The sequence below is a fragment of the Sphingomonas sp. genome, assembly GCF_030145815.1.
Classification (GTDB): Bacteria; Pseudomonadota; Alphaproteobacteria; order Sphingomonadales; family Sphingomonadaceae; genus Sphingomonas.
The window spans coordinates 1-18,847 of record NZ_JAIXHL010000045.1 but is presented as its reverse complement, the minus strand read 5'-3'; the positions used below and the strand labels follow the sequence as shown (position 1 = coordinate 18,847).

General features: G+C 64.0%; 22 protein-coding genes. 12 read left to right on the top strand and 10 right to left on the bottom strand.

The genetic code is table 11. The features are described from left to right. Nucleotides 1–37: 37 nt before the first annotated feature. Genes KYX69_RS21850 through KYX69_RS21810 form a run of 9 tightly spaced genes read right to left on the bottom strand, consistent with a single transcriptional unit; the run spans nt 38 to nt 7,219 of the window. Nucleotides 38–988, bottom strand: a complete 951-nt coding sequence (locus tag KYX69_RS21850; protein ID WP_300501468.1) for a hypothetical protein — start codon at nt 986–988, stop codon at nt 38–40. A gap of 42 nt (nt 989–1,030) precedes the next feature. After that, entirely contained in the window at nt 1,031–1,192 is a 162-nt protein-coding gene (locus tag KYX69_RS21845) for a hypothetical protein (protein ID WP_300501466.1), read from the bottom strand. Nucleotides 1,193–1,213: 21 nt separating this feature from the next. Beyond that, nucleotides 1,214–2,350 carry an aldo/keto reductase gene (locus KYX69_RS21840; RefSeq protein ID WP_300501464.1) on the bottom strand — a complete coding sequence of 379 codons (1,137 nt, stop codon included), beginning with the start codon at nt 2,348–2,350 and terminating at the stop codon, nt 1,214–1,216. Next, nucleotides 2,351–2,968, bottom strand: coding sequence for a flavodoxin (locus KYX69_RS21835; protein ID WP_300501463.1), 618 nt, complete (start codon nt 2,966–2,968; stop codon nt 2,351–2,353). Continuing rightward, on the bottom strand, nt 2,965–4,143 hold the full coding sequence (locus KYX69_RS21830) for an aldo/keto reductase (protein ID WP_300501461.1): 1,179 nt from the start codon (nt 4,141–4,143) through the stop codon (nt 2,965–2,967). Before KYX69_RS21830 ends, KYX69_RS21835 begins: the two co-directional genes overlap by 4 nt. 31 nt (nt 4,144–4,174) lie before the next feature. Then, complete coding sequence (locus KYX69_RS21825) at nt 4,175–4,327, bottom strand: hypothetical protein (protein WP_300501459.1); 153 nt, start codon at nt 4,325–4,327, stop codon at nt 4,175–4,177. Continuing rightward, entirely contained in the window at nt 4,324–5,352 is a 1,029-nt protein-coding gene (locus tag KYX69_RS21820; protein WP_300501457.1) for an aldo/keto reductase, read from the bottom strand. Before KYX69_RS21820 ends, KYX69_RS21825 begins: the two co-directional genes overlap by 4 nt. Before the next feature lie 21 nt (nt 5,353–5,373). Next, nucleotides 5,374–6,363, bottom strand: a complete 990-nt coding sequence (locus KYX69_RS21815) for an aldo/keto reductase (RefSeq protein ID WP_300501455.1) — start codon at nt 6,361–6,363, stop codon at nt 5,374–5,376. Between the two features lie 31 nt (nt 6,364–6,394). Next, on the bottom strand, nt 6,395–7,219 hold the full coding sequence (locus KYX69_RS21810) for an SDR family oxidoreductase (protein WP_300501453.1): 825 nt from the start codon (nt 7,217–7,219) through the stop codon (nt 6,395–6,397). 134 nt (nt 7,220–7,353) lie between these two features. On the opposite strand from KYX69_RS21810, the gene KYX69_RS21805 reads away from it, so the two are divergent. The 12 genes from KYX69_RS21805 (at nt 7,354) to KYX69_RS21750 (ending at nt 18,146) form a co-directional block, all read left to right on the top strand. Further along, a complete protein-coding gene (locus KYX69_RS21805; protein WP_300501451.1) occupies nt 7,354–8,247 on the top strand; it encodes a LysR family transcriptional regulator in 894 nt (297 codons plus the stop codon). A gap of 291 nt (nt 8,248–8,538) precedes the next feature. After that, nucleotides 8,539–9,522 carry a P-type conjugative transfer ATPase TrbB gene (gene trbB / locus KYX69_RS21800; protein WP_300501449.1) on the top strand — a complete coding sequence of 328 codons (984 nt, stop codon included), beginning with the start codon at nt 8,539–8,541 and terminating at the stop codon, nt 9,520–9,522. Beyond that, the gene (locus tag KYX69_RS21795; RefSeq protein ID WP_300501448.1) at nt 9,519–9,851 is read left to right on the top strand and encodes a TrbC/VirB2 family protein; all 333 of its coding nucleotides are present in this window, start codon (nt 9,519–9,521) and stop codon (nt 9,849–9,851) included. The genes trbB and KYX69_RS21795 overlap by 4 nt, the downstream gene beginning before the upstream one ends. After that, nucleotides 9,851–10,126, top strand: a complete 276-nt coding sequence (locus tag KYX69_RS21790; RefSeq protein ID WP_300501446.1) for a VirB3 family type IV secretion system protein — start codon at nt 9,851–9,853, stop codon at nt 10,124–10,126. The genes KYX69_RS21795 and KYX69_RS21790 overlap by 1 nt, the downstream gene beginning before the upstream one ends. Before the next feature lie 4 nt (nt 10,127–10,130). Then, entirely contained in the window at nt 10,131–12,599 is a 2,469-nt protein-coding gene (trbE, locus tag KYX69_RS21785) for a conjugal transfer protein TrbE (RefSeq protein ID WP_300501444.1), read from the top strand. Nucleotides 12,600–12,603: 4 nt separating this feature from the next. Continuing rightward, nucleotides 12,604–13,362: a P-type conjugative transfer protein TrbJ gene (trbJ, locus tag KYX69_RS21780; protein ID WP_300501442.1), complete on the top strand. Its 759-nt coding sequence runs from the start codon at nt 12,604–12,606 to the stop codon at nt 13,360–13,362. A gap of 4 nt (nt 13,363–13,366) precedes the next feature. Beyond that, complete coding sequence (trbK-alt, locus tag KYX69_RS21775; RefSeq protein ID WP_300501440.1) at nt 13,367–13,693, top strand: putative entry exclusion protein TrbK-alt; 327 nt, start codon at nt 13,367–13,369, stop codon at nt 13,691–13,693. A gap of 1 nt (nt 13,694) precedes the next feature. Next, complete coding sequence (gene trbL / locus KYX69_RS21770) at nt 13,695–15,011, top strand: P-type conjugative transfer protein TrbL (protein WP_300501438.1); 1,317 nt, start codon at nt 13,695–13,697, stop codon at nt 15,009–15,011. Between the two features lie 3 nt (nt 15,012–15,014). Beyond that, nucleotides 15,015–15,698 carry a conjugal transfer protein TrbF gene (trbF, locus tag KYX69_RS21765; RefSeq protein ID WP_300501436.1) on the top strand — a complete coding sequence of 228 codons (684 nt, stop codon included), beginning with the start codon at nt 15,015–15,017 and terminating at the stop codon, nt 15,696–15,698. After that, the gene (gene trbG / locus KYX69_RS21760; protein WP_300501434.1) at nt 15,695–16,717 is read left to right on the top strand and encodes a P-type conjugative transfer protein TrbG; all 1,023 of its coding nucleotides are present in this window, start codon (nt 15,695–15,697) and stop codon (nt 16,715–16,717) included. Before trbF ends, trbG begins: the two co-directional genes overlap by 4 nt. Next, entirely contained in the window at nt 16,714–17,922 is a 1,209-nt protein-coding gene (locus KYX69_RS21755; RefSeq protein WP_300501432.1) for a TrbI/VirB10 family protein, read from the top strand. Before trbG ends, KYX69_RS21755 begins: the two co-directional genes overlap by 4 nt. Then, nucleotides 17,919–18,146 (top strand): DUF2274 domain-containing protein, encoded by a 228-nt coding sequence (locus KYX69_RS21750; protein ID WP_300501430.1) that lies wholly within the window; start codon nt 17,919–17,921, stop codon nt 18,144–18,146. The genes KYX69_RS21755 and KYX69_RS21750 overlap by 4 nt, the downstream gene beginning before the upstream one ends. On the opposite strand, the gene KYX69_RS21745 is transcribed toward KYX69_RS21750, so the two are convergent. After that, nucleotides 18,134–18,721, bottom strand: coding sequence for a LysR family substrate-binding domain-containing protein (locus KYX69_RS21745; RefSeq protein WP_300501428.1), 588 nt, complete (start codon nt 18,719–18,721; stop codon nt 18,134–18,136). The two genes, KYX69_RS21750 and KYX69_RS21745, sit on opposite strands and share 13 nt — an antisense overlap. Between the last annotated feature and the right edge of the window lie 126 nt (nt 18,722–18,847).

Sequence of the window (18,847 nt, the reverse complement as noted above, 5' to 3'; positions counted from 1 at the left end):
CGACCAGGACACGATCAGATCCGGCTGAACATCCCCATCACGCCTCATCGCCATCGCTGCAGCCTATCTCGTCCTTCAATACTCTCTCTGAATCAGACGGACCCGACTTCGTCAACGGGCTGTTACGAGGACTAGGCCCCCAACGCTCGATCGCCCAATCATTTCTGCATACGTGGCAGCAAAATTTAAGCGCAGATTTAGCGATGCCGAAGAGGCTTTTGAACTGCCCGGTGGTCATCGCTTGGCAGTCATCAACGAAGTTAGCCATTACCGACCGGCGGGGTGACCAGTTCTTGTCGTCGAAGTAAGTTCCGCGGCCTGCATAAGCGCAATGAACGCGATCCTTCAACCAGACCCCGTTGGGCCACAGCTCAAGATACTGATCGACAAGGTCGCTAAGCATGGCGTCAGGAGAAAGGTATGCTGTTGTGTTCCCGAGGTGTGCAAATTGATTTCGTTGTATTCGTAAATCATTGTACTGCTGTATATACTTTTGACTGAGAGTTTCAGCACAAATGGAATTGACGGCCTTGGGCAAATCTACCGCATCAAGTGTCCGAAGGTTCGAAAAATCAATATCTCCCCTCTTGGTCGAAAAGGAGATGCCTGAGTTTAGGAGAAGCAGATAAGGGCTCACAGATGCGATACGAGCTTTTAGCGCAAGCTCGTTACTTTGTTGAACAATTGCAAGGATCGCTTGAAGTTCTTCCTGAGCTGAGTCGAGGTACTCCGCACGCTCTTCAGTCCAATCGTCCTCCTCAAGTGTCCTGCCTGGGCTGGCGCTGAAGATATCCATCAAGCCGTTCCAAGCGCGAAAATGGAGCTTTTGTGCTGTCTCGTTCAGGCCAATTGCGGTCGGGACGTTAATTATCATGAATCTGGAATTTTCAAAAAACTCGAGCGGATGAGCACACTGCTTAGCACTAACCCGCTGAATTTCCTCCCCCAATAAGAAGCGCGAAGACTGCGGCTGCAAGCTCTGAGCCAAAGCAGCGGTTCCAACGGCTGTGATGAACGAACGACAGAATTCCTACGTGGAAGAATCGGCCTCAAACGTCCGCAATGTTAGCGTTCTGCGCAGTTTATCCACGCGCCGCGCATAGACCGTCAGGAGGGCATCCGTGCGTTCGAGGAACAGCTTGGTCGCCTCACGGGCAATCTGCCCATGGGCTCCGAGAATGAGAATGTTCATCTTTCTTGTTCCTGATCGTCGTCAGCGCCGCATCGGGGCTTCGCGCCCAGCCATGGCGAGCTGCTCCGGCCTGAGCCGGTCGCCGGTGATCGGAATGCCCCGTGCGGCTGCGTTGAGCTCGGAGAGCTCTGCCGGAGTGAAAGTCACGTCCAGCGCGCCGAGATTCTCGTCGAGGTGTTGAGCGTGCGTCGTGCCCGGGATCGGCACGATCCAGGGCCGTTGCGCAAGCAGCCAGGCAAGAGACACCTGCGCGGGTGTCGCCTGCTTGCGCGTCGCCCAGTCGCGGACCAGCGCAACGAGCGGCATGTTCGCCGCCAGAGCCGCCGCCGTAAAGCGAGGCTGGTTTCGACGGTAGTCGGAATAGCCGGGCGCGTCGAAACGCGTGCGCGGCGTGATGTCCCCCGTCAGGAAGCCCACGCCAAGCGGGCTCCACGGGACCAGGCCGATTCCGAGTTCCTCAAGTACCACCAGCAACCCTTGTTCCGGGCCCCGCCACAGGAGTGAATATTCATTCTGGACCGCCGCGAGCGGCTGTACTGCATGGGCCCGTCGCAGCGTATTCAACCCCGGTTCGGACAAACCGAAATCACGCACCTTGCCGGCGCTGATGAGGTCGCGGACGGTGCCGGCCACATCCTCGATTGGAACGGCGGGATCCACTCGGTGCTGGTAAAGCAGATCGATATGGTCGGTGCGCAGCCGTCGCAGCGATGCATCCACGACCGATCGGATGTGGTCAGGTCGACTGTTCAGTCCGCCGGTGCGGCGTCCGTTGGAGTCGATAGCAAAGCCGAACTTGGTCGCGATGACGACGCGTTGCCGCACTGGGGCCAGCGCCTCGCCGACCAGATCCTCGTTGACGAATGGCCCATAGGCCTCGGCGGTGTCGAACAGTGTCACGCCCCGGTCCACGGCCTGATGAATGAGGCGTGCCATCTCCGAGGGGTGGCGTGGCGCATTGTAGTTGCCGCTGTTCATGCTCATGCAGCCAAGGCCGATTGCAGACACTTCCAGCGTGCCAAGCCGCCTTGTGGAGCCATTGCCCGCTTGTGCAAAAGCCGCGCTAGCGGTGCGAGGCGCCATCACCGCCGCTCCAGCAGCAAGCGATGCCAGCCCAAAGGTGCGCCGATCCACCGCGAAGGCCTCGGAGTTAATCATCTACTGTCCTTTCGTGGGTTGTGATCGGCTGGGCAGCTCAAGCCCGTCCAACCAATCGTTCACCGAGTTGAGGGTGCGGCGTTCCTGGTCGCATTCGAGCACGAACGGGTCGATGAGGCGCGCCTGCGGCGCGTGGCGGCTGAGCACGTCGAGGCTGCTGCCGGTGCCGTAGCCGCCGTGCGTGATAAACGGGACCAGCGTCTTGCCCGAAAGATCGTGCTCCGAGAGGAAAGAGCGGATGATCGAGGGCGCCGTCATTCCCCAGATCGGGAAGCCGAGGAAGATAGTCTGGTAACTCGCCAAGCCGGAAACGGAGGCGGCGAGCGCTGGTCTGTATTCGGCCTGCCGCTCGCGCTCTGCCTGGGCGACCGTCTCATCATAATCGTCGGGGTAGGGGCGCGCTGGCTCCACCTCGAACAATCCGGCTCCAAGCGCCCGTGCAATGCCGCGCGCGATAACCCGTGTGTTGCCGCTGCGCGTGAAATAGGCGACCAGAATTGGCGAAGTGCCCGCAGTCCCTTGCGGAGCCTGAGCGCAGGCGGACGTTGTCGCCAAAAACGGCGCGAGCGCCGACGCGGCCACCAGACCGCGCCGCGTCAGGTTGGGCCCGTCTGTCACGCCGCCGCCCGACGCGGCAGCGGTGAGGTCCCGTTGGTGCCCCGCGAACTGGTGCCGAGCTTGGCTCCGGGCTCGATGAGGTCCATCACTCCCGGAGCCCCCCGTTCGCCGACGATGGTGAGGCGCGCGAAGCCCTGTTCGATGTCGCGCATGTCCTCAGCCGTCAGGCGGACGTTGGCGGCGGCGACATTCTGCTCAAGATGTTGCCGCTTCGTTGTTCCGGGGATGGGGACGATGTAGGGCCGCCGGTGCAGCAGCCAGGCAAGCGCCGTCTGCCCTGGCGTCACGCCATGCCGACTTCCGACCTCGCGCAGGAGCTCGACGACCTCCCAGTTCGTGCGCATCGCCTCGGGCGTGAAGCGCGGCATCGTGCTGCGGCGGTCGGTTGACACGAACCTGCTTTCCGGCCTCACCGTGCCGGTGAGAAACCCCTTTCCGACTGGTGACCAAGGAACAAGGGCAATGCCGAGCTCCTCGCAGACGGCCATCACCTCGACTTCGGGATCCCGCGACCAAACGGAATATTCGTTCTGAAGGGCAACGACCGGCTGAACGGCGTGCGCGCGTCGGATTGTGGCCGCGGCCGCCTCGGACAGACCAAACGAGCGGACCTTCCCCTCACGGATGAGGTCAGCCACCGTGCCGGCGACATCCTCGATCGGGACAGTCGGGTCGACGCGGTGTTGATAGAGAAGATCCACATAATCGGTCTTCAGTCGGCGCAGTGAACCTTCAAGGGCGCGACGGATATTGTCCGGGCGGCTGTTGAGACCAGTGATCTCACCGCGACTATCGATTGCGAAGCCGAACTTCGTCGCGATGATCACGCGTTGGCGGATGGGAGCCAGAGCCTCGCCGACCATCTCCTCACTGAGCCAGGCGCCGTAGGCCTCGGCGGTGTCGAACATGGTGACGCCGACGTCGGCCGCGTGACGGAAGAGTCTCGCCGCGTCGCCTTTCGCCATTGGCGGGCCAAAGCCCCAGGCAGCGTTCATGCAGCCTAGCGCGATTGGCGTTACGTGGAACGAGCCGATGCGACGACGGCCGCCGGGTGATGCGGCGAGCAACTGAGCACTCGCTGGCGTTGCCGACGTTGCAAGCGCGGCCGCTGCCATCGCCCCGCTGCCAATGAGAAAACTTCGCCGGTCTAAATTTGCTCTGATGAGGTTGCTCATCGGTCATCCTTTCATTTCTCTGAGCCCCGCGTCATGGACGGACCAACAACTTGAGCGCCTCGCGATCGTTCATCGCGCTGTAGCCGTCGGGCACGCCGTCCAGGTCGACCGTGCGGTCGAACACGCGACGAGCGATCGCCTGGCCGATCAACCCAGCGCCAGCGAGAACGATGACCTTTGTCACACTTCCTCCTTCGCCGGCGCCTCTCGACCAACCATCGCAGCCTGAGCGGGCGCATAGCGTTCGCCAGCGACCTCAAGGTCGGCCAGCGCGGCTTTGATCTCAGCGAGGTCAGCTTCGATCGGCTCGACATCGGCTGAACCGAGGTTCTCCTTGAGCCGGTGCAACTTGGTCGTGCCCGGGATCGGCACGATGTAAGGCCGCTGCGCGAGCAGCCATGCGAGCGCGATCTGCGCCGGGGTGGCGCCCTTATCGTCTGCGATACGCTTCAGCAGATCGACGAAGGCCTCGTTCCTCGCCATGGCCTCCGGCTGGAAACGCGGCGTGCTGGCGCGGAAGTCCCCCTCGCCGAGCTTGGTCGAGCCGGACATTGCGCCCGTGAGGAAGCCCTTGCCGAGCGGGCTGTAGGGCACAAAGCCGATGCCGAGCTCGTCGCAGGCCTCGACGATCCCGTTCGTCTCCGGCGCACGCCACCACAAGGAATATTCGTTTTGGACGGCCGTCACCGGCTGAACGGCGTGGGCGCGGCGAAGCGTCTGCGCACCCGGCTCGGACAATCCGAAGGCCTTGACCTTGCCCTCTGCGATGAGATCCCGAACGGCACCGGCGACATCTTCGATCGGAACGTTCGGATCAACGCGATGCTGGTACAGCAGGTCGATGGTCTCGATGCCGAGCCTGCGAAGCGATCCCTCAACGGCCTGCCGGATATGTTCGGGCCGGCTGTTCATGCCACCCCGATTCTCACCGGTGGCAGGGTCAATATCGAAGCCGAACTTGGTGGCGATCACCACCTGATCGCGCACAGGCCTCAGCGCCTCTCCGACCATCTCCTCATTGGTGAAGGGGCCATATACCTCGGCGGTGTCGAAGAAGGTAACTCCGAGACCCACCGCCTGGCCGATGAGGGCGATGCCGTCTGCCTTGCTGACCTTTTCGGCATAGCCGAAGTCGAGACCCATGCAGCCGAAGCCGATGGCGGAAACGGCGAGGCTGCTTGAGCCGGTGCCGAGAGTGCGAGTCTTCATGAGCGCTGCTCCTTGGGAATATTAGCGGTAGGAAAATTGGAGGACCGCTTCGGGCAGTCGCTCACCCTGGATTTGGATGCGCGCAGCGGCCCCTTCGATCTGCTCGAGGTCGGACGCGGTCAGCGTGATATCGGCGGCACCGACATTCTCGCGAACGCGATCGAGCCGCCGGGTACCTGGGATCGGCACGATCGAGGGCTTCTGCGCCAGCAGCCACGCGATCGCGATCTGCGCCGGTGTCGCACCCTTGTCGGCGGCAACGTCGCGAAGAAGCTCGACCAAAGCCTGGTTCGCTTCACGCGCCTCGGGCGTGAAGCGCGGTGAGGCGTTTCGGAAGTCGTCGGCTTCGAGCTTCGTGGTCGCGTCGATCGCTCCGGTGAGAAAGCCGGCGCCGAGCGGGCTCCACGGGACGAACCCTATTCCGAGTTCCTCGCAGACCGGCAGAACTTCAGGCTCCGGCTCACGGGTCCACAGCGAGTATTCGCTCTGCACCGCCGTAACCGGTTGTACGGCATGAGCGCGCCGGATCGTGCCGGCGGCTGCTTCCGACAGGCCGAAGTGACGAACCTTGCCCGCCTCGATCAACTCTTTGACCGTGCCGGCGACATCCTCGACCGGCACCTCGGGATCGACCCGATGTTGGTAGAGAAGGTCGATCGTCTCGACGCCGAGCCGCTTGAGCATGGCATCTGCGACGCGCTTGATATGATCGGGGCGGCTGTTGAGGCCGGGAAGACGCTCACCGGTATCGGGATCGATGTTCCAGCCGAACTTGGTGGCGATCACCACCTCATCGCGGACAGGCGTCAGGGCCCCACCCACCAGCACCTCATTGGTCCAGGGCCCGTAGGCTTCGGCGGTGTCGAAGAAAGTGACGCCGAGTTCGTGCGCGCCCCGAATGACGCGGATCGCCTCATCATTGTCGGGGCTCGCGCCGTACATCGATGCGAAGCTCATTGTGCCAAAGCCGATCTCGGACACCGGCAGCGTGCCCAGCAAGCGTGTTTTCATGTTGCTTCTCCTAATCCGGTTTCGCGGGGCCTTAGCCTGGGATCGGCAGCTTGCCGGCGCGCATCGCCGCGATGACGCCGCCGTCGATCAGAAGATCGCTGCCAGTGATGAAGCCTGCGTCCGGACCCAATAGATAGCCGGCAGCGATCGCGATTTCCTCGGGCGGGGCCATGCGCCTGGCGGGTGAGGCATCGACCATGGCGCGATATCCATCGCCTATTGGAGAATTCAGTTCGTGAAGCGCCAGCGGCGTCAGGACAATCCCTGGGCTCAGCGAATTTACCCGCGCGCCTTTCGCGCCCCACCGCATCGCCTCGCCTTGGACGCGCAGGTGGTTTGCTTTCTTGGCAAGAATGTAGGCAGCCATGGAATTTGGCACGTCCTTGACGATCGGCAGGTCGAGCAAGTCATCGGCTGGCGCGAGGGCAAGACCCTGCTCGTCCTCGGGCGAAAGCGGCGGCTGCATGTGCCCGGCCATGCTGGAGATGACGAGTCCGGACCCGCCGGGAGCAATCACCCGCCCGAACTCCTCGAACACAACGGCCGAGCCATATAAATCGACTTTGATCACCTGCTCCGGCGCCGCCATGTTGGGCGAAAGGCCGGCGGTGTTGACCACCTGTTCGACGCTGCCCAGCGCCGCTGCAGTTTCCGCTAGGGCACCCACAGACTCTCGGGAGGAAACATCAACCTGCCGCGTCTCGACTTTGTAGCTGGCACTTTGCAGTGCTTCGGCGCCTGCGCTCAGTGTTCCCTCATTCCAGTCGGCCAGGAGGACCGTCTTTCCAAATCCCTGCCGCCGCGCGATCGCGAGACCGATCCCGCCGGCGCCAATCACGACCACCACATTCGTCATTGTCTTTCTCCTTGAAGAGGGGCGACTCAGTGCACCGTCATGCCAATAGACTTAGAGCCGCTTTGATCTAGAAATTAGAGTTTAAATAAGACTAGGGTCTATGAATCTGAGTCATGGAACTCTAAGGACGCGATATGCGGCGCGAAGACATGGCGGATCTGACGATGTTCTTGGCGGTTGCTGAGGAACAGAGTTTCACAGGCGCCGCGAAGAAGCTCGGTGTTTCCCAGTCTGCGCTCAGCCATACCGTGCGACGGCTCGAGACGCGGCTTGGTCTGCGGCTTCTGACACGAACGACGCGAAGTGTGGCGCCGACAGAGGCAGGGGAGCGTCTGCTTGAAACCCTCCGGCCCGCGATCGATGAGATCGACGAGCGCTTGGCCGCGCTCACTTTGCTGCGCGAGCGCCCGGCCGGCACTATCCGCATCAATGCGTCCGAGCATGCGGCCGAGACGATCCTGTGGCCCGCCATTGATGGGTTGGTCACCGAATATCCCGATATTCACGTGGAGGTGCACGTTGAGTCCGGGTTTTCCGATATCGTTGCAGACCGCTTCGACGCCGGCGTCCGGCTTGGCGAGGCTCTCGCGAAGGACATGATCGCCGTCCGCATCAGTCCCCGCCTGCGTATGGCTGCAGTATCGTCCCCGGCCTATTTCGCTGAACACGGCACCCCGATCGTGCCGCAGGATCTCGCTGCGCACCGCTGCATCAACCTACGTATGACAAGCGCGGGAGGGATTTACGCCTGGGAGTTCGAGAAGGATGGACGCGAGCTCCGGGTCAAGGTGGACGGGCAGCTGGTGTTCAACCGAATTCGGCTCATCCTAGGGGCGGCTGCGGCTGGTCATGGCATCGGCTACGTCCTGGAAGACCAGGCCGCTCCGCTGCTCTCCTCAGGAGCCTTGGTACGCGTGCTCGAGGACTGGTCACCGCCTTTCGACGGCTACTATCTCTATTATCCATCCCGCAGGCAGACCTCGCCTGCGTTCAGGCTCGTGGTTGACCGCCTGCGCTACCGCGACTGACGAAAGGCACCCAAAAATGTCTGCGTTTCGGCGATGCGCGATATGGCGACATTTCCCCTTACAGTTCGTGAACCTACGGCAGCTTTAGATGAGGACACGGTACGGCCTTAACGGCCGGAATGTCAGCGATTCCTGCCTGGCATTTTACTGGCGGTTCCGCCGAACCTTTCTGCGTTTTCGCTAGCATACGCCCGCTGCAACAAGCTGTTGCCAAAGCCAGTTTTGATGCCTCTTTGATCCGCCTCGCGGGGTCGCCGATGGTCGGTCAGCCCTGTCCATACGAGGCGATTCATGAGCGTCATCCCGATCAAATCCCAGGCATCGTCGCGCGGTGCACGGATGCTGCGCACTGCGCTCGGGCCGGAGATCGCTGCCTGGCTTGAGGACGCCTCAGTCATTGAAGTCATGCTCAATCCCGACGGGCGGCTGTGGATCGACCGGTTGGGAGCCGGGATCGCCGATACGGGGAACGGGATGTCCGCTGCCGATGGCGAGCGGATCATCAGGCTAGTCGCCCATCATGTCGGGGCCGAGGTCCATGCTAAAGCGCCGCGGGTCTCGGCGGAGCTTCCCGATACGGGGGAGCGGTTTGAGGGGCTGCTGCCTCCGGTCGTGGTCGCACCAAGCTTCGCGATCCGCAAGCCCGCTGTCGCAGTGTTCACGCTCGAGGATTATGTCGCGGCGGAAATCATGTCCGCGTGGCAGGCTGAGGCGCTGGTTGCAGCGGTTGCAGCCCGCAAGAACATCCTGGTCGCTGGCGGCACATCCACCGGCAAGACCACCCTCACCAATGCGCTGCTGGCCGAGGTTGCCAAGACCGAGGACCGCGTGGTCCTGATCGAGGACACCCGCGAGCTGCAATGCGCCGCGCCGAACCTTGTGTCATTGCGTACCAAGGACGGCGTTGCCACCCTCTCAGACCTCGTCCGCTCGGCGCTGCGGTTGCGGCCTGACCGCATTCCCATCGGCGAAGTGCGCGGCGCGGAAGCGCTCGACCTTCTGAAGGCATGGGGCACCGGCCATCCTGGCGGGGTCGGGACGATCCACGCCGGGTCTGCACTTGGCACGCTGCGGCGCATGGAGCAGCTGATCCAGGAAAGCGTGGTCACCGTGCCGCGCGCGCTCATCGCCGAGACCATCGATGTCATCGCCGTGCTCGTCCGCGACGGCACCGGGCGGCGCCTCGCCGAACTTGCTCAGGTCACCGGGCTCGATGCCCACGGCGACTATCAGATCCTTCCCATCACCCCCCACCCTCAAGGAGACATTTCGTGATCCAGACCCTTTCGCGCGCCCGTGCCCGCCTGTCCGCGGCTATGCGCGTTGGCTTTGTCACCCTCTCGGTCGCGACGCCCGCCCATGCGGCGGGATCGTCGATGCCGTGGGAAGCGCCGCTCCAGTCGATCCTCGAATCCATCCAGGGTCCGGTCGCCAAGATCGTCGCGGTCATTATTATCATCGCGACTGGCTTGGCGCTGGCGTTCGGCGATACTTCGGGCGGCGCGCGGCGGATGATCCAGATCGTTTTCGGCCTGTCGATCGCCTTCGCCGCCTCGTCCTTCTTCCTGTCGTTCTTCTCGTTCGGCGGCGGAGCGCTGGTCTGATGGACGGTGCGCCGCCCGAGACCGTCCCCGGCTACGTCGTGCCCGTCCACCGCGCACTGACCGAGCATATCCTGCTCGGCGGCGCGCCGCGCGGGCTTGCCATCGCCAACGCGACGCTGGCCGCCGCGATCGGGCTCGGCCTGCGGCTGTGGATCGCCGGCGTGGTGATCTTTGCACTGGGCCACATGGCCTCGGTCTGGGCGGCGCGGCGCGATCCCCAGTTCGTCGATGTCGCGCGCAGGCATCTGCGCTTTCCGAACTTTCTGAGGGTTTGAGCCGATGCTGTCGCTTCGCGAATATCATAATAAGGCCGACCGGCTCGCGGACTTCCTGCCCTGGGCGGCACTGGTCGCGCCGGGCGTCGTGCTCAACAAGGATGGCAGCTTCCAGCGCTCGGCCCGCTTTCGCGGTCCCGATCTCGATAGCGCAACTCCTGCAGAGCTGATCGCGACGACCGCCCGGCTCAACAGCGCGCTGCGGCGGCTGGGCTCGGGCTGGGCGATCTTCGTCGAGGCGGTGCGCCGTCCGGCGAATGACTATCCCGACAGCGACTTTCCCGACCCGGCCTCAGCGCTGGTCGAGCGTGAGCGCGCCGCGCAGTTCGCCGAGGAAGGCGCGCATTTTGAGAGCCGCTATTTCCTGACGCTGTTGTGGATGCCGCCTGCGGAAGACGCCGCGCGCGCCGAAAGCTGGCTGTACGAGGGCAAGGCCGAGAAGGGTATCAACGCACGAGAACTGCTCGACCTCTTCATCGACCGGACCGACCGGCTGTTGCGTCTGGTCGAAGGTTTCGTGCCCGAAGTGGCCTGGCTCGATGACAGCGAGACGCTGACTTACCTGCATAGCTGCATTTCGACCCGCAGCCACCGCGTCCGCGTTCCGGAAACGCCCATGCACCTCGATGCGCTGCTTGCCGATGAGCCGCTGACCGGCGGGCTCGAGCCGAAGCTGGGCCGCGCGCATCTGTGCACACTCACCGTGGTCGGTTTCCCCAGCAGCACCTTCCCGGGCTTGCTCGACGAACTCAACCGGCTCGCCTTTGCCTATCGCTGGTCGACGCGCGCGGTGATGCTCGACAAGACCGATGCGACCAAGCTGACGGCCAAAATCCGGCGGCAATGGTTTGCCAAGAGGAAGTCGGTTGCGGCGATCCTCAAGGAGGTGATGACCAACGAGGCCTCGACGCTGCTCGACAGCGACGCTTCGAACAAGGCCGCCGACGCCGATGCGGCGCTGCAGGAGCTGGGATCGGATTTCGTCGGCCAGGCCTATGTTACCGCCACAGTGACGGTGTGGGACGAGGATCCCGCACTTGCCGCGGAAAAGTTGCGCCTAGTCGAGAAGGTCATTCAGGGCCGCGATTTCACCGTGATCGTCGAGGGTATGAACGGGGTCGAGGCCTGGCTCGGCTCGCTCCCCGGCCATGTCTACGCCAATGTCCGGCAGCCCCCGATCTCCACGCTCAATCTGGCCCACATGATCCCCCTCTCAGCCGTGTGGGCCGGGCCGGAATGGGACGAGCATTTCCGCGCACCCCCGCTGCTCTACGCGCGGACGGAAGGCTCGACCCCATTCCGGTTTTCGCTGCATGTTGGCGACGTCGGCCACTCGCTGATCGTGGGCCCGACCGGTGCGGGCAAATCGGTGCTGCTCGCGCTGATGGCGCTGCAGTTCCGGCGCTACGATCGCGCCCAGGTCTTCGCGTTCGACTTCGGAGGCTCGATCCGCGCCGCCGCGCTCGCCTGCGGCGGCGACTGGCAGGACCTGGGAAACAGCCTCTCCGACGACAGCGCTGGCGCGGTGCAGTTGCAGCCGCTTGCCCGCATCGACGAGGCAGCCGAACGCAACTGGGCGGCTGAATGGCTTCAAGCAATCCTGGCCTCCGAGGGCGTGACGGTCGATCCGGTCACCAAGGAGCATCTTTGGTCAGCATTGACATCGCTCAGCACGGCACCGGTGGCAGAGCGCACGCTGACTGGCTTGGCCGTGCTGCTCCAGTCGCAGGCCTTGAAGCAGGCGCTCGCGCCCTATTGCATCGGCGGGCCGTTCGGTCGGCTGCTCGACGCCGAGGTCGAGCACCTGGGTGAAGCGAGCTTCCAGGCCTTTGAGACCGAGGGGCTGACCGGTTCGGCGGCGGCGCCCGCCGTGCTTTCCTACCTGTTCCACCGGATCGAAGGGCGGCTCGACGGCTCGCCAACGATGATCATCATCGACGAGGGCTGGCTGGTGCTCGACAGCCCTGCCTTCGCCGCACAGCTGCGCGAGTGGCTGAAGACCCTACGCAAGAAGAACGCGAGCGTGGTCTTCGCGACCCAGAGCCTCGCCGACATCGAAACATCGGCAATCGCGCCGGCCATCATCGAAAGCTGCCCGACCCGCATATTCCTGCCCAATGAGCGCGCGGTCGAGCCGCAGATATTGTCGATCTATCGCCGGTTCGGCCTCAACGACCGGCAGATCGAGATCGTCGCGAGGGCGACGCCCAAGCATGATTACTATTGCCAGTCCGCGCGCGGCAACCGGCTGTTTGAGCTGGGCCTGGGCGAAGTCGCACTCGCGTTCACCGCCACCTCGTCGAAGGCCGACCAACTCGCAATCGACGAACTGACCGACGCGCATGGCACGTCGGGTTTCGCACCCGCCTGGCTGCGCCATCGCGGCCTTGCCTGGGCTGCCGACATGCTTCCCCCCGATTCAATCCCCCCAGCCCGAAACGCTTCGTCCCCATCGGGCCAACCCAAGGAGTAGTGCCATGAAGTCCTCCCGTTTTACCCGTGCGCTCGCCGCCGGTGCCGCGATCCTGTCGCTGACCGCGACCGCGCTGGTCCCCGCACCCGCCTATGCCCAGTTCGGCGGGATCGTTTACGATCCCTCGAACTATTCGCAGAACATCCTGACCGCTGCGCGCACACTCGAGCAAATCAACAACCAGATTCGGCAGCTGCAGAATCAGGCGACCTCGCTGGTCAACGAGGCGCGCAACCTCGCGAGCCTGCCTACCACGATGCTGGAGCCGCTCCAGCAACAGATCCGGCAGACCCAGCAGCTCCTCGCGCAGGCGCAGCGCATCTCGTTCGACGTCCAGCAGATCGAGCGAGAGTTCGCGCGCCAGTATTCACCGTCCAGCTTGACCGGCAGCCAGCGCGAGATGGTGCAAGTTGCCGAGGAGCGCTGGAAGAACAGCGTCGCAGCCTTCGAAGATGCCCTCAAGGTCCAGGCCGGCGCGGTCAGCAATATCGAAGGCTCGCGCTCTGCGATCAACACCCTGGTTACAGCGAGCCAGTCGGCGACGGGCGCGCTTCAGGCGGCCCAGGCCGGGAACCAGCTGCTTGCGCTGCAGTCGCAGCAACTCTCCGACCTCATCGCCACAGTGGCGGCAATGGGCCGCGCGCAGTCGCTCGATGCAGCGAACTCGGCGGCAGCCAAGGCGCAGGCGCGGGAGCAGCTGCGCCGATTCATGGCGCCGGGGCGCGGTTACGTTCCGGCCAATGCCCAGATGTTCCGGAACTGAGGCGATGGACACCAAGCTCTTCGCGCGGATCGGAGCCGGGGCGTTTGTCGCCGTGGCGCTGACCATGTCCGTGCTCCAGCTGCGCGAAGAGCCTGCACCGCCGCCGACCGAGGTCATCAGCGTCTGGGAACCCGACGGCGATCCTCTCCCCGCCCAGCTGCGCGCCTGCGCCGCCATGGGCGAGCTGGCGCTGTCCGCGCCCGATTGCCGCGCGGCCTGGGCCGAGAAGCGGCGGCGGTTTCTCGGGGTGGAAGCCAAGGCCGGTGAACCACCCGCCGATGCCGGCGCGCCGCCTCAGGCGAGCGATGTTCCAGATTTGAAGGACCAGTAACATGGGTGGCACCGGCGTCGTCGACCGTTTCCTCGACATCTTCTCGCGCTACATCGACAGCGGTTTCGGTCTGCTCTCGGGCGAGGTCGCATTTATCGCGACCACGCTGATCGTGATCGACGTAACGCTGGCCGCGCTGTTCTGGTCTTGGGGCGAGGCCGACGATGTGCTGGCGCGGCTGGTCAAGAAGACGCTGTTCGTCGGGATTTTCGCCTACATCATCGGCAACTGGAACAATCTCGCCCGGATCGTCTTCGAGAGCTTCGCCGGTCTCGGGCTCAAAGCGAGCGGCACCGGGTTCACTGCCGCCGAGCTATTGCAACCAGGCCGGGTCGCGCAGGTCGGCCTCGATGCGGCGCAGCCGATGCTCACCGCGATCTCGGACTTGATGGGGTTCGTCAGCTTCTTCGAGAACTTCCTCCAGATCGTGATCCTGCTGCTCGCCTGGGCAATCGTCATCATCGCCTTCTTCATCCTCTCGATCCAGCTGTTCATCACGCTGATCGAGTTCAAGCTGACCACGCTCTGCGGCTTCGTGCTGATCCCGTTCGGACTGTTCGGCAAAACCGCGTTCATGGCCGAGCGCGTGCTCGGAAATGTGGTGTCCTCGGGCATCAAGGTGCTGGTGCTGGCGGTGATCGTCGGGATCGGTTCGACCATCTTCTCCGAGTTCACTTCGGCAATCGCGGGCGAGCCGACGATTGAGGACGCACTGTCAATTGTGCTGGCAAGCCTCGCACTGCTTGGCCTAGGCATCTTCGGACCTGGCATCGCCAACGGCATCGTCTCGGGCGGACCGCAGCTTGGCGCTGGCGCTGCCGCCGGAACCGCGCTGCTTGCCGGTGGTGCCGCAGCTGGTGCAGTTGCGGGTGCCAAACTCGCAGGTGGTGCCGTCGCCAGCGCCGCTTCCAACGTCGCACACGGCACCTCGCGTGCCGCTGGCGGTGCGACCATGGCCTATGCGCTCGGTTCGGCAGGCAAACCGGGCGCCAGTGCGGTCGGCTCGGGCATGGCCGCGGTCGGCGATGCCGCCGTTGGCGCTGCAACTTCTCCGCTGCGCAAGGCGGGCGACAGTATGAAGCAGTCGTTCCGCGAAGGCAGCCGCGCCGCGATCACCAACACCGGCGGTACGATCACACCTGGCCCCAATACCCCGCCTTCGCCGCCCGCCGCCCCCGACCAAGGCCAACCCGCCTGGGCCAAGGCGATGAGGGACCGCCAGACCATCGCACATGGCGCGACCATCGCTGCCCATACGCTCAAGTCCGGCGACAGCCACGGCGGCGGGGCATCCATCGATACTAGCGAAAAGGACTGACCCATGTTCCGACGACCCTCGATCCGCTACGGCAAGTCCCCCGAACCCGAAACGCCTTACCAGCGCGCCGCGCAGGTCTGGGATGACCGGCTCGGCTCGGCCCGCGTACAGGCGCGCAGCTGGCGGCTCGCCTTCTTCGGGGCGCTGGGTCTTTCGACCTGCCTCACCGCCGGGATCATCTGGCAGGGAGCGCGCGGATCCATCGTTCCTTGGGTGGTGCAGGTTGACCGGCTCGGCGAGGCCCAGGCGGTTGCCCCCGCCGATATAGGCTATACGCCTTCGGACCCGCAGATCGCGTTTCATCTAGCGCGCTTCATCGAGCAGGTCCGCGCCGTGCCCGACGATCCGATCGTCGTCCGCCAGAACTGGCTGCGGGCCTACGACTTTGCCACCGACAAGGGCGCGCTCGCGCTCAACGACTATGCCCGGACCAACGATCCGTTCGCCCTGATCGGGCGCGAACAGGTCGGGGTGGACGTCACCAGCGTGATCCGCGCCTCGCCGACCAGCTTTCGCGTCGCCTGGGTCGAGCGGCGATACCGCGACGGCAGCCTTGCAGAAACGAGCCGCTGGACCGCGATCCTGACCATCGCGCTGCAAATCCCGCGCACTTCCGACGCCGTGCGCAAGAACCCGCTCGGCGTCTTCGTCAACGCCATCAACTGGTCGAAGGAACTTGGATCATGAATACCAGCTCGTCAGCGGCGGCATGCCGCGTAATTTCCTCAGTGTTTGCAGCAAGCGCGATGCTCGCTTCACCTACGCAGGCCAAGGACCAGCCTGCCGCGCCTGCGTTCCCTAACGAGATTGCGCAGGCGCCCCATTCGGAACCAGCGGTCGTGGCAATCCCTGTGCCGCTTCCACTGCCCGGCCAACTCAAAGTGTTTCCGCAGCGCACCCCTCCCCACGCTGCGGGCCGCTCCCGCCCGTCCCAGAGTCGCCCCACTCTCCAAGACCGGGTGGGAGCGGCGATGGAGGCAGCGCGGGTGCAGCCCGATCGCACCGGTTTTATCAACGCGATCCAGGTGTTTCCCTATACCGAAGGTGCGCTCTATCAGATTTACGCTAAGCCCGGCCAAGTGACGGACATCGCGTTGCAGGAGGGTGAACAATTGGTCGGCTCGGGTCCGGTCGCCGCTGGCGATACCGTCCGGTGGATGATTGGCGACACGGTCAGCGGGATCGGTCCTGCGGCGCGGGTGCATATTCTGGTCAAACCGATCCGCGCGGACATTTCGACCAACCTTGTGATCAACACCGACCGGCGCACCTATCATCTTGAACTGCGCGCCAATCCTTCAGTCTATATGGCTTCGGTTTCCTGGACCTATCCGCAGGATCAGTTGATCGCACTGCGCCAGGCGCGAGCAGAGGCCGAACGCGCCGCGCCGGTCGCGGCGGGGATGGACCTGTCGCTGCTCAACTTCCGCTATGCGATCGAGGGTGATAGCCCCGACTGGCGACCGCTTCGCGCGTTCGATGATGGTACGCGCGTGTTCGTCGAGTTCCCTGAAGACATCGCGCAGGGCGAACTGCCGCCGCTATTCGTGATTGGCGCGAAAGGTGAGGCCGAATTGGTCAACTATCGCGTTTCGGGCCGCTACATGATCGTCGATCGGCTGTTCGCCCGCGCCGAGCTGCGGCTTGGCGGACGCAAGGATCAGCAGACGGTACGGATCGTCTCCAATCGGCGGGGGCGGGCATGATCGACGAGGAACTGGAAGGCCGTGCCGAGGCACCGCCCGTCGATCCCGACAACGCGGTCAAACTGCGCGGCGACCCGCCGCGCGTGATGCGCCTATCGCGCAAAGCCATCGGCATCGCATCTGCCAGCGGGTTTGCGCTCGTCGGCGGGGCGCTGATCCATGCACTGCAACCGGCAGGGCAAAAGGGCGTAGCCGAACTCTACAACACCGATGGCGTCGCCGTGGCCGACAATCTTGCAGGCGCGCCCAAGGATTATGGCCAGGTGCCCAAGCTTGGCCCGCCGCTGCCCGGCGATCTCGGCAAGCCCATCCTGGATGCGCAGAGGCGCGGTGACGTAGCCGCCTTGCCTCCGATTGGCGCGCAGCCGCCTGACACTCTGCCCAATCCAGCGGCCAATGCCGCCGACGCAGCCCGCCAGCGCTCCGAACAGGAACGCGAGGCCGCGCGCGGCAGCCGCCTGTTCTTCGGCGGTGGGTCGCCGACGAATGCTGGAACCGGGTTCGCTGGATTACCTGCCGCCCCCGCCGGAACTCCAGAAACACCTCCTGCTGCAGGAACCCAGGGTGGAGCTGGCCGCAAACAGGCGTTTCTCGAGCGGGCTGCCGATCGCCGCACGGTTTCCGCCGAACGGCTGTCCGGGTTGGCATCGACGCATATCGTTCAGGCAGGCTCGGTCATTCCAGCGGCGCTGATCACCGGCATCCGTTCGGACCTGCCGGGACTGGTGACCGCGCAAGTGACCCAGAATGTCTATGACAGTCCGACCGGGCGCATCCTGCTGATCCCGCAAGGATCGCGGCTGATCGGCGATTATGACGCCGATGTCGCGTTCGGGCAAAGCAGGGTGCTGCTTGCCTGGAACCGCCTGATCCTTCCCGATGGGCGCTCGATTGTGCTGGAGCGCCAGCCCGCCTCGGACCCACGCGGCTTTGCCGGACTCCAGGACGGCACCGACTATCACTGGGGCGGTGTATTCAAGGCCGCGCTGGTTTCGACACTGCTCGGCGCGGGCTCGGAGTTCGGTTCAGGCGACGACGGCAATCTGGCGCGTGCGTTTCGCCGTGGGACACAGGACAGTGTGGGCCGCGCTGGCGAGCAGATCGTGTCGCGCGAACTCAATGTCCGGCCGACACTGACGATCCGGCCGGGATTTCCGGTGCGTGTGCTGGTGACGCGCGATCTAGTGCTCGGTGGCGGACTATGACGCGGTTGAAGCTTGCCGACCTGGCCGACGAGAAGCCGGTGCGACTGACGGTTGAGGTGTCGGCCCGGCTTCACCGTGACCTGATGGCCTACGCAGCCGCGTTGAATGGCGGCGATGCCAAAGGTGCTCCACCTCCCGAACGGCTGATTCCGCCGATGATCGAGCGGTTCATCGCGACCGACCGGAGTTTTGCCAAGACGCGGCGGTCGGCTCAGCCAGGATAGCGCTCTTCAATCAACTTGAAGAAATGCTGGAGCGCGGGGTTGTCGTTGCTTTTGCGCCAGTAGAGCGCATATTCGAGGCGGGCCGGACCGGTGGGGTCGTGTAGATCTTGGAAGCATAGGTCCGTCCACGCCACACCCTGCGAAGCTTCGGTAGCAATCGAGATGTAGCGTTTGGCGGCGACCATGCTCAGCACGCTTTCAAGACTTGTGTCCTGTAGGATGATGTTCGGTCGGTTGCCTTGCTCAGTAAGGCGCGCCGCGATCAGATTGCCGAAGACTGGCCCAAGGCCGCCTCCGGGAACCACGAAAACCTCCCGACGCAGGTCCTGCCAGTAGATCTGCTCCTTTTCTGCCAAGGCATGATCAACAGGCAAAACGGCATAAAGGCGCTCCGACCATATGCGCCGGGATGTTATTCCCTCCTCTTCGAGCCCGATCGGCGCGACGACTACGTCGACAACGCGCGATTTCAACCCATGGAAGAGCTTTTCCAAACCAGCTTCGATACCATCGAACTGAACATCTTCAAACTTCGCCAAATAATCAGCAATCGCCAGCCGCAGGTTGCCGGCCATAACAGGCCGTTGACGTAGTCGCCTTTTCGGCGGCGGGGCTCAATGTTCGCCAGCAGAGGCGGCGATGAGCAGGATGCCTGCTTGGCCTGCCGCCTGGCCGATGAAGGCAAAGAGCAGCGTGTTCTC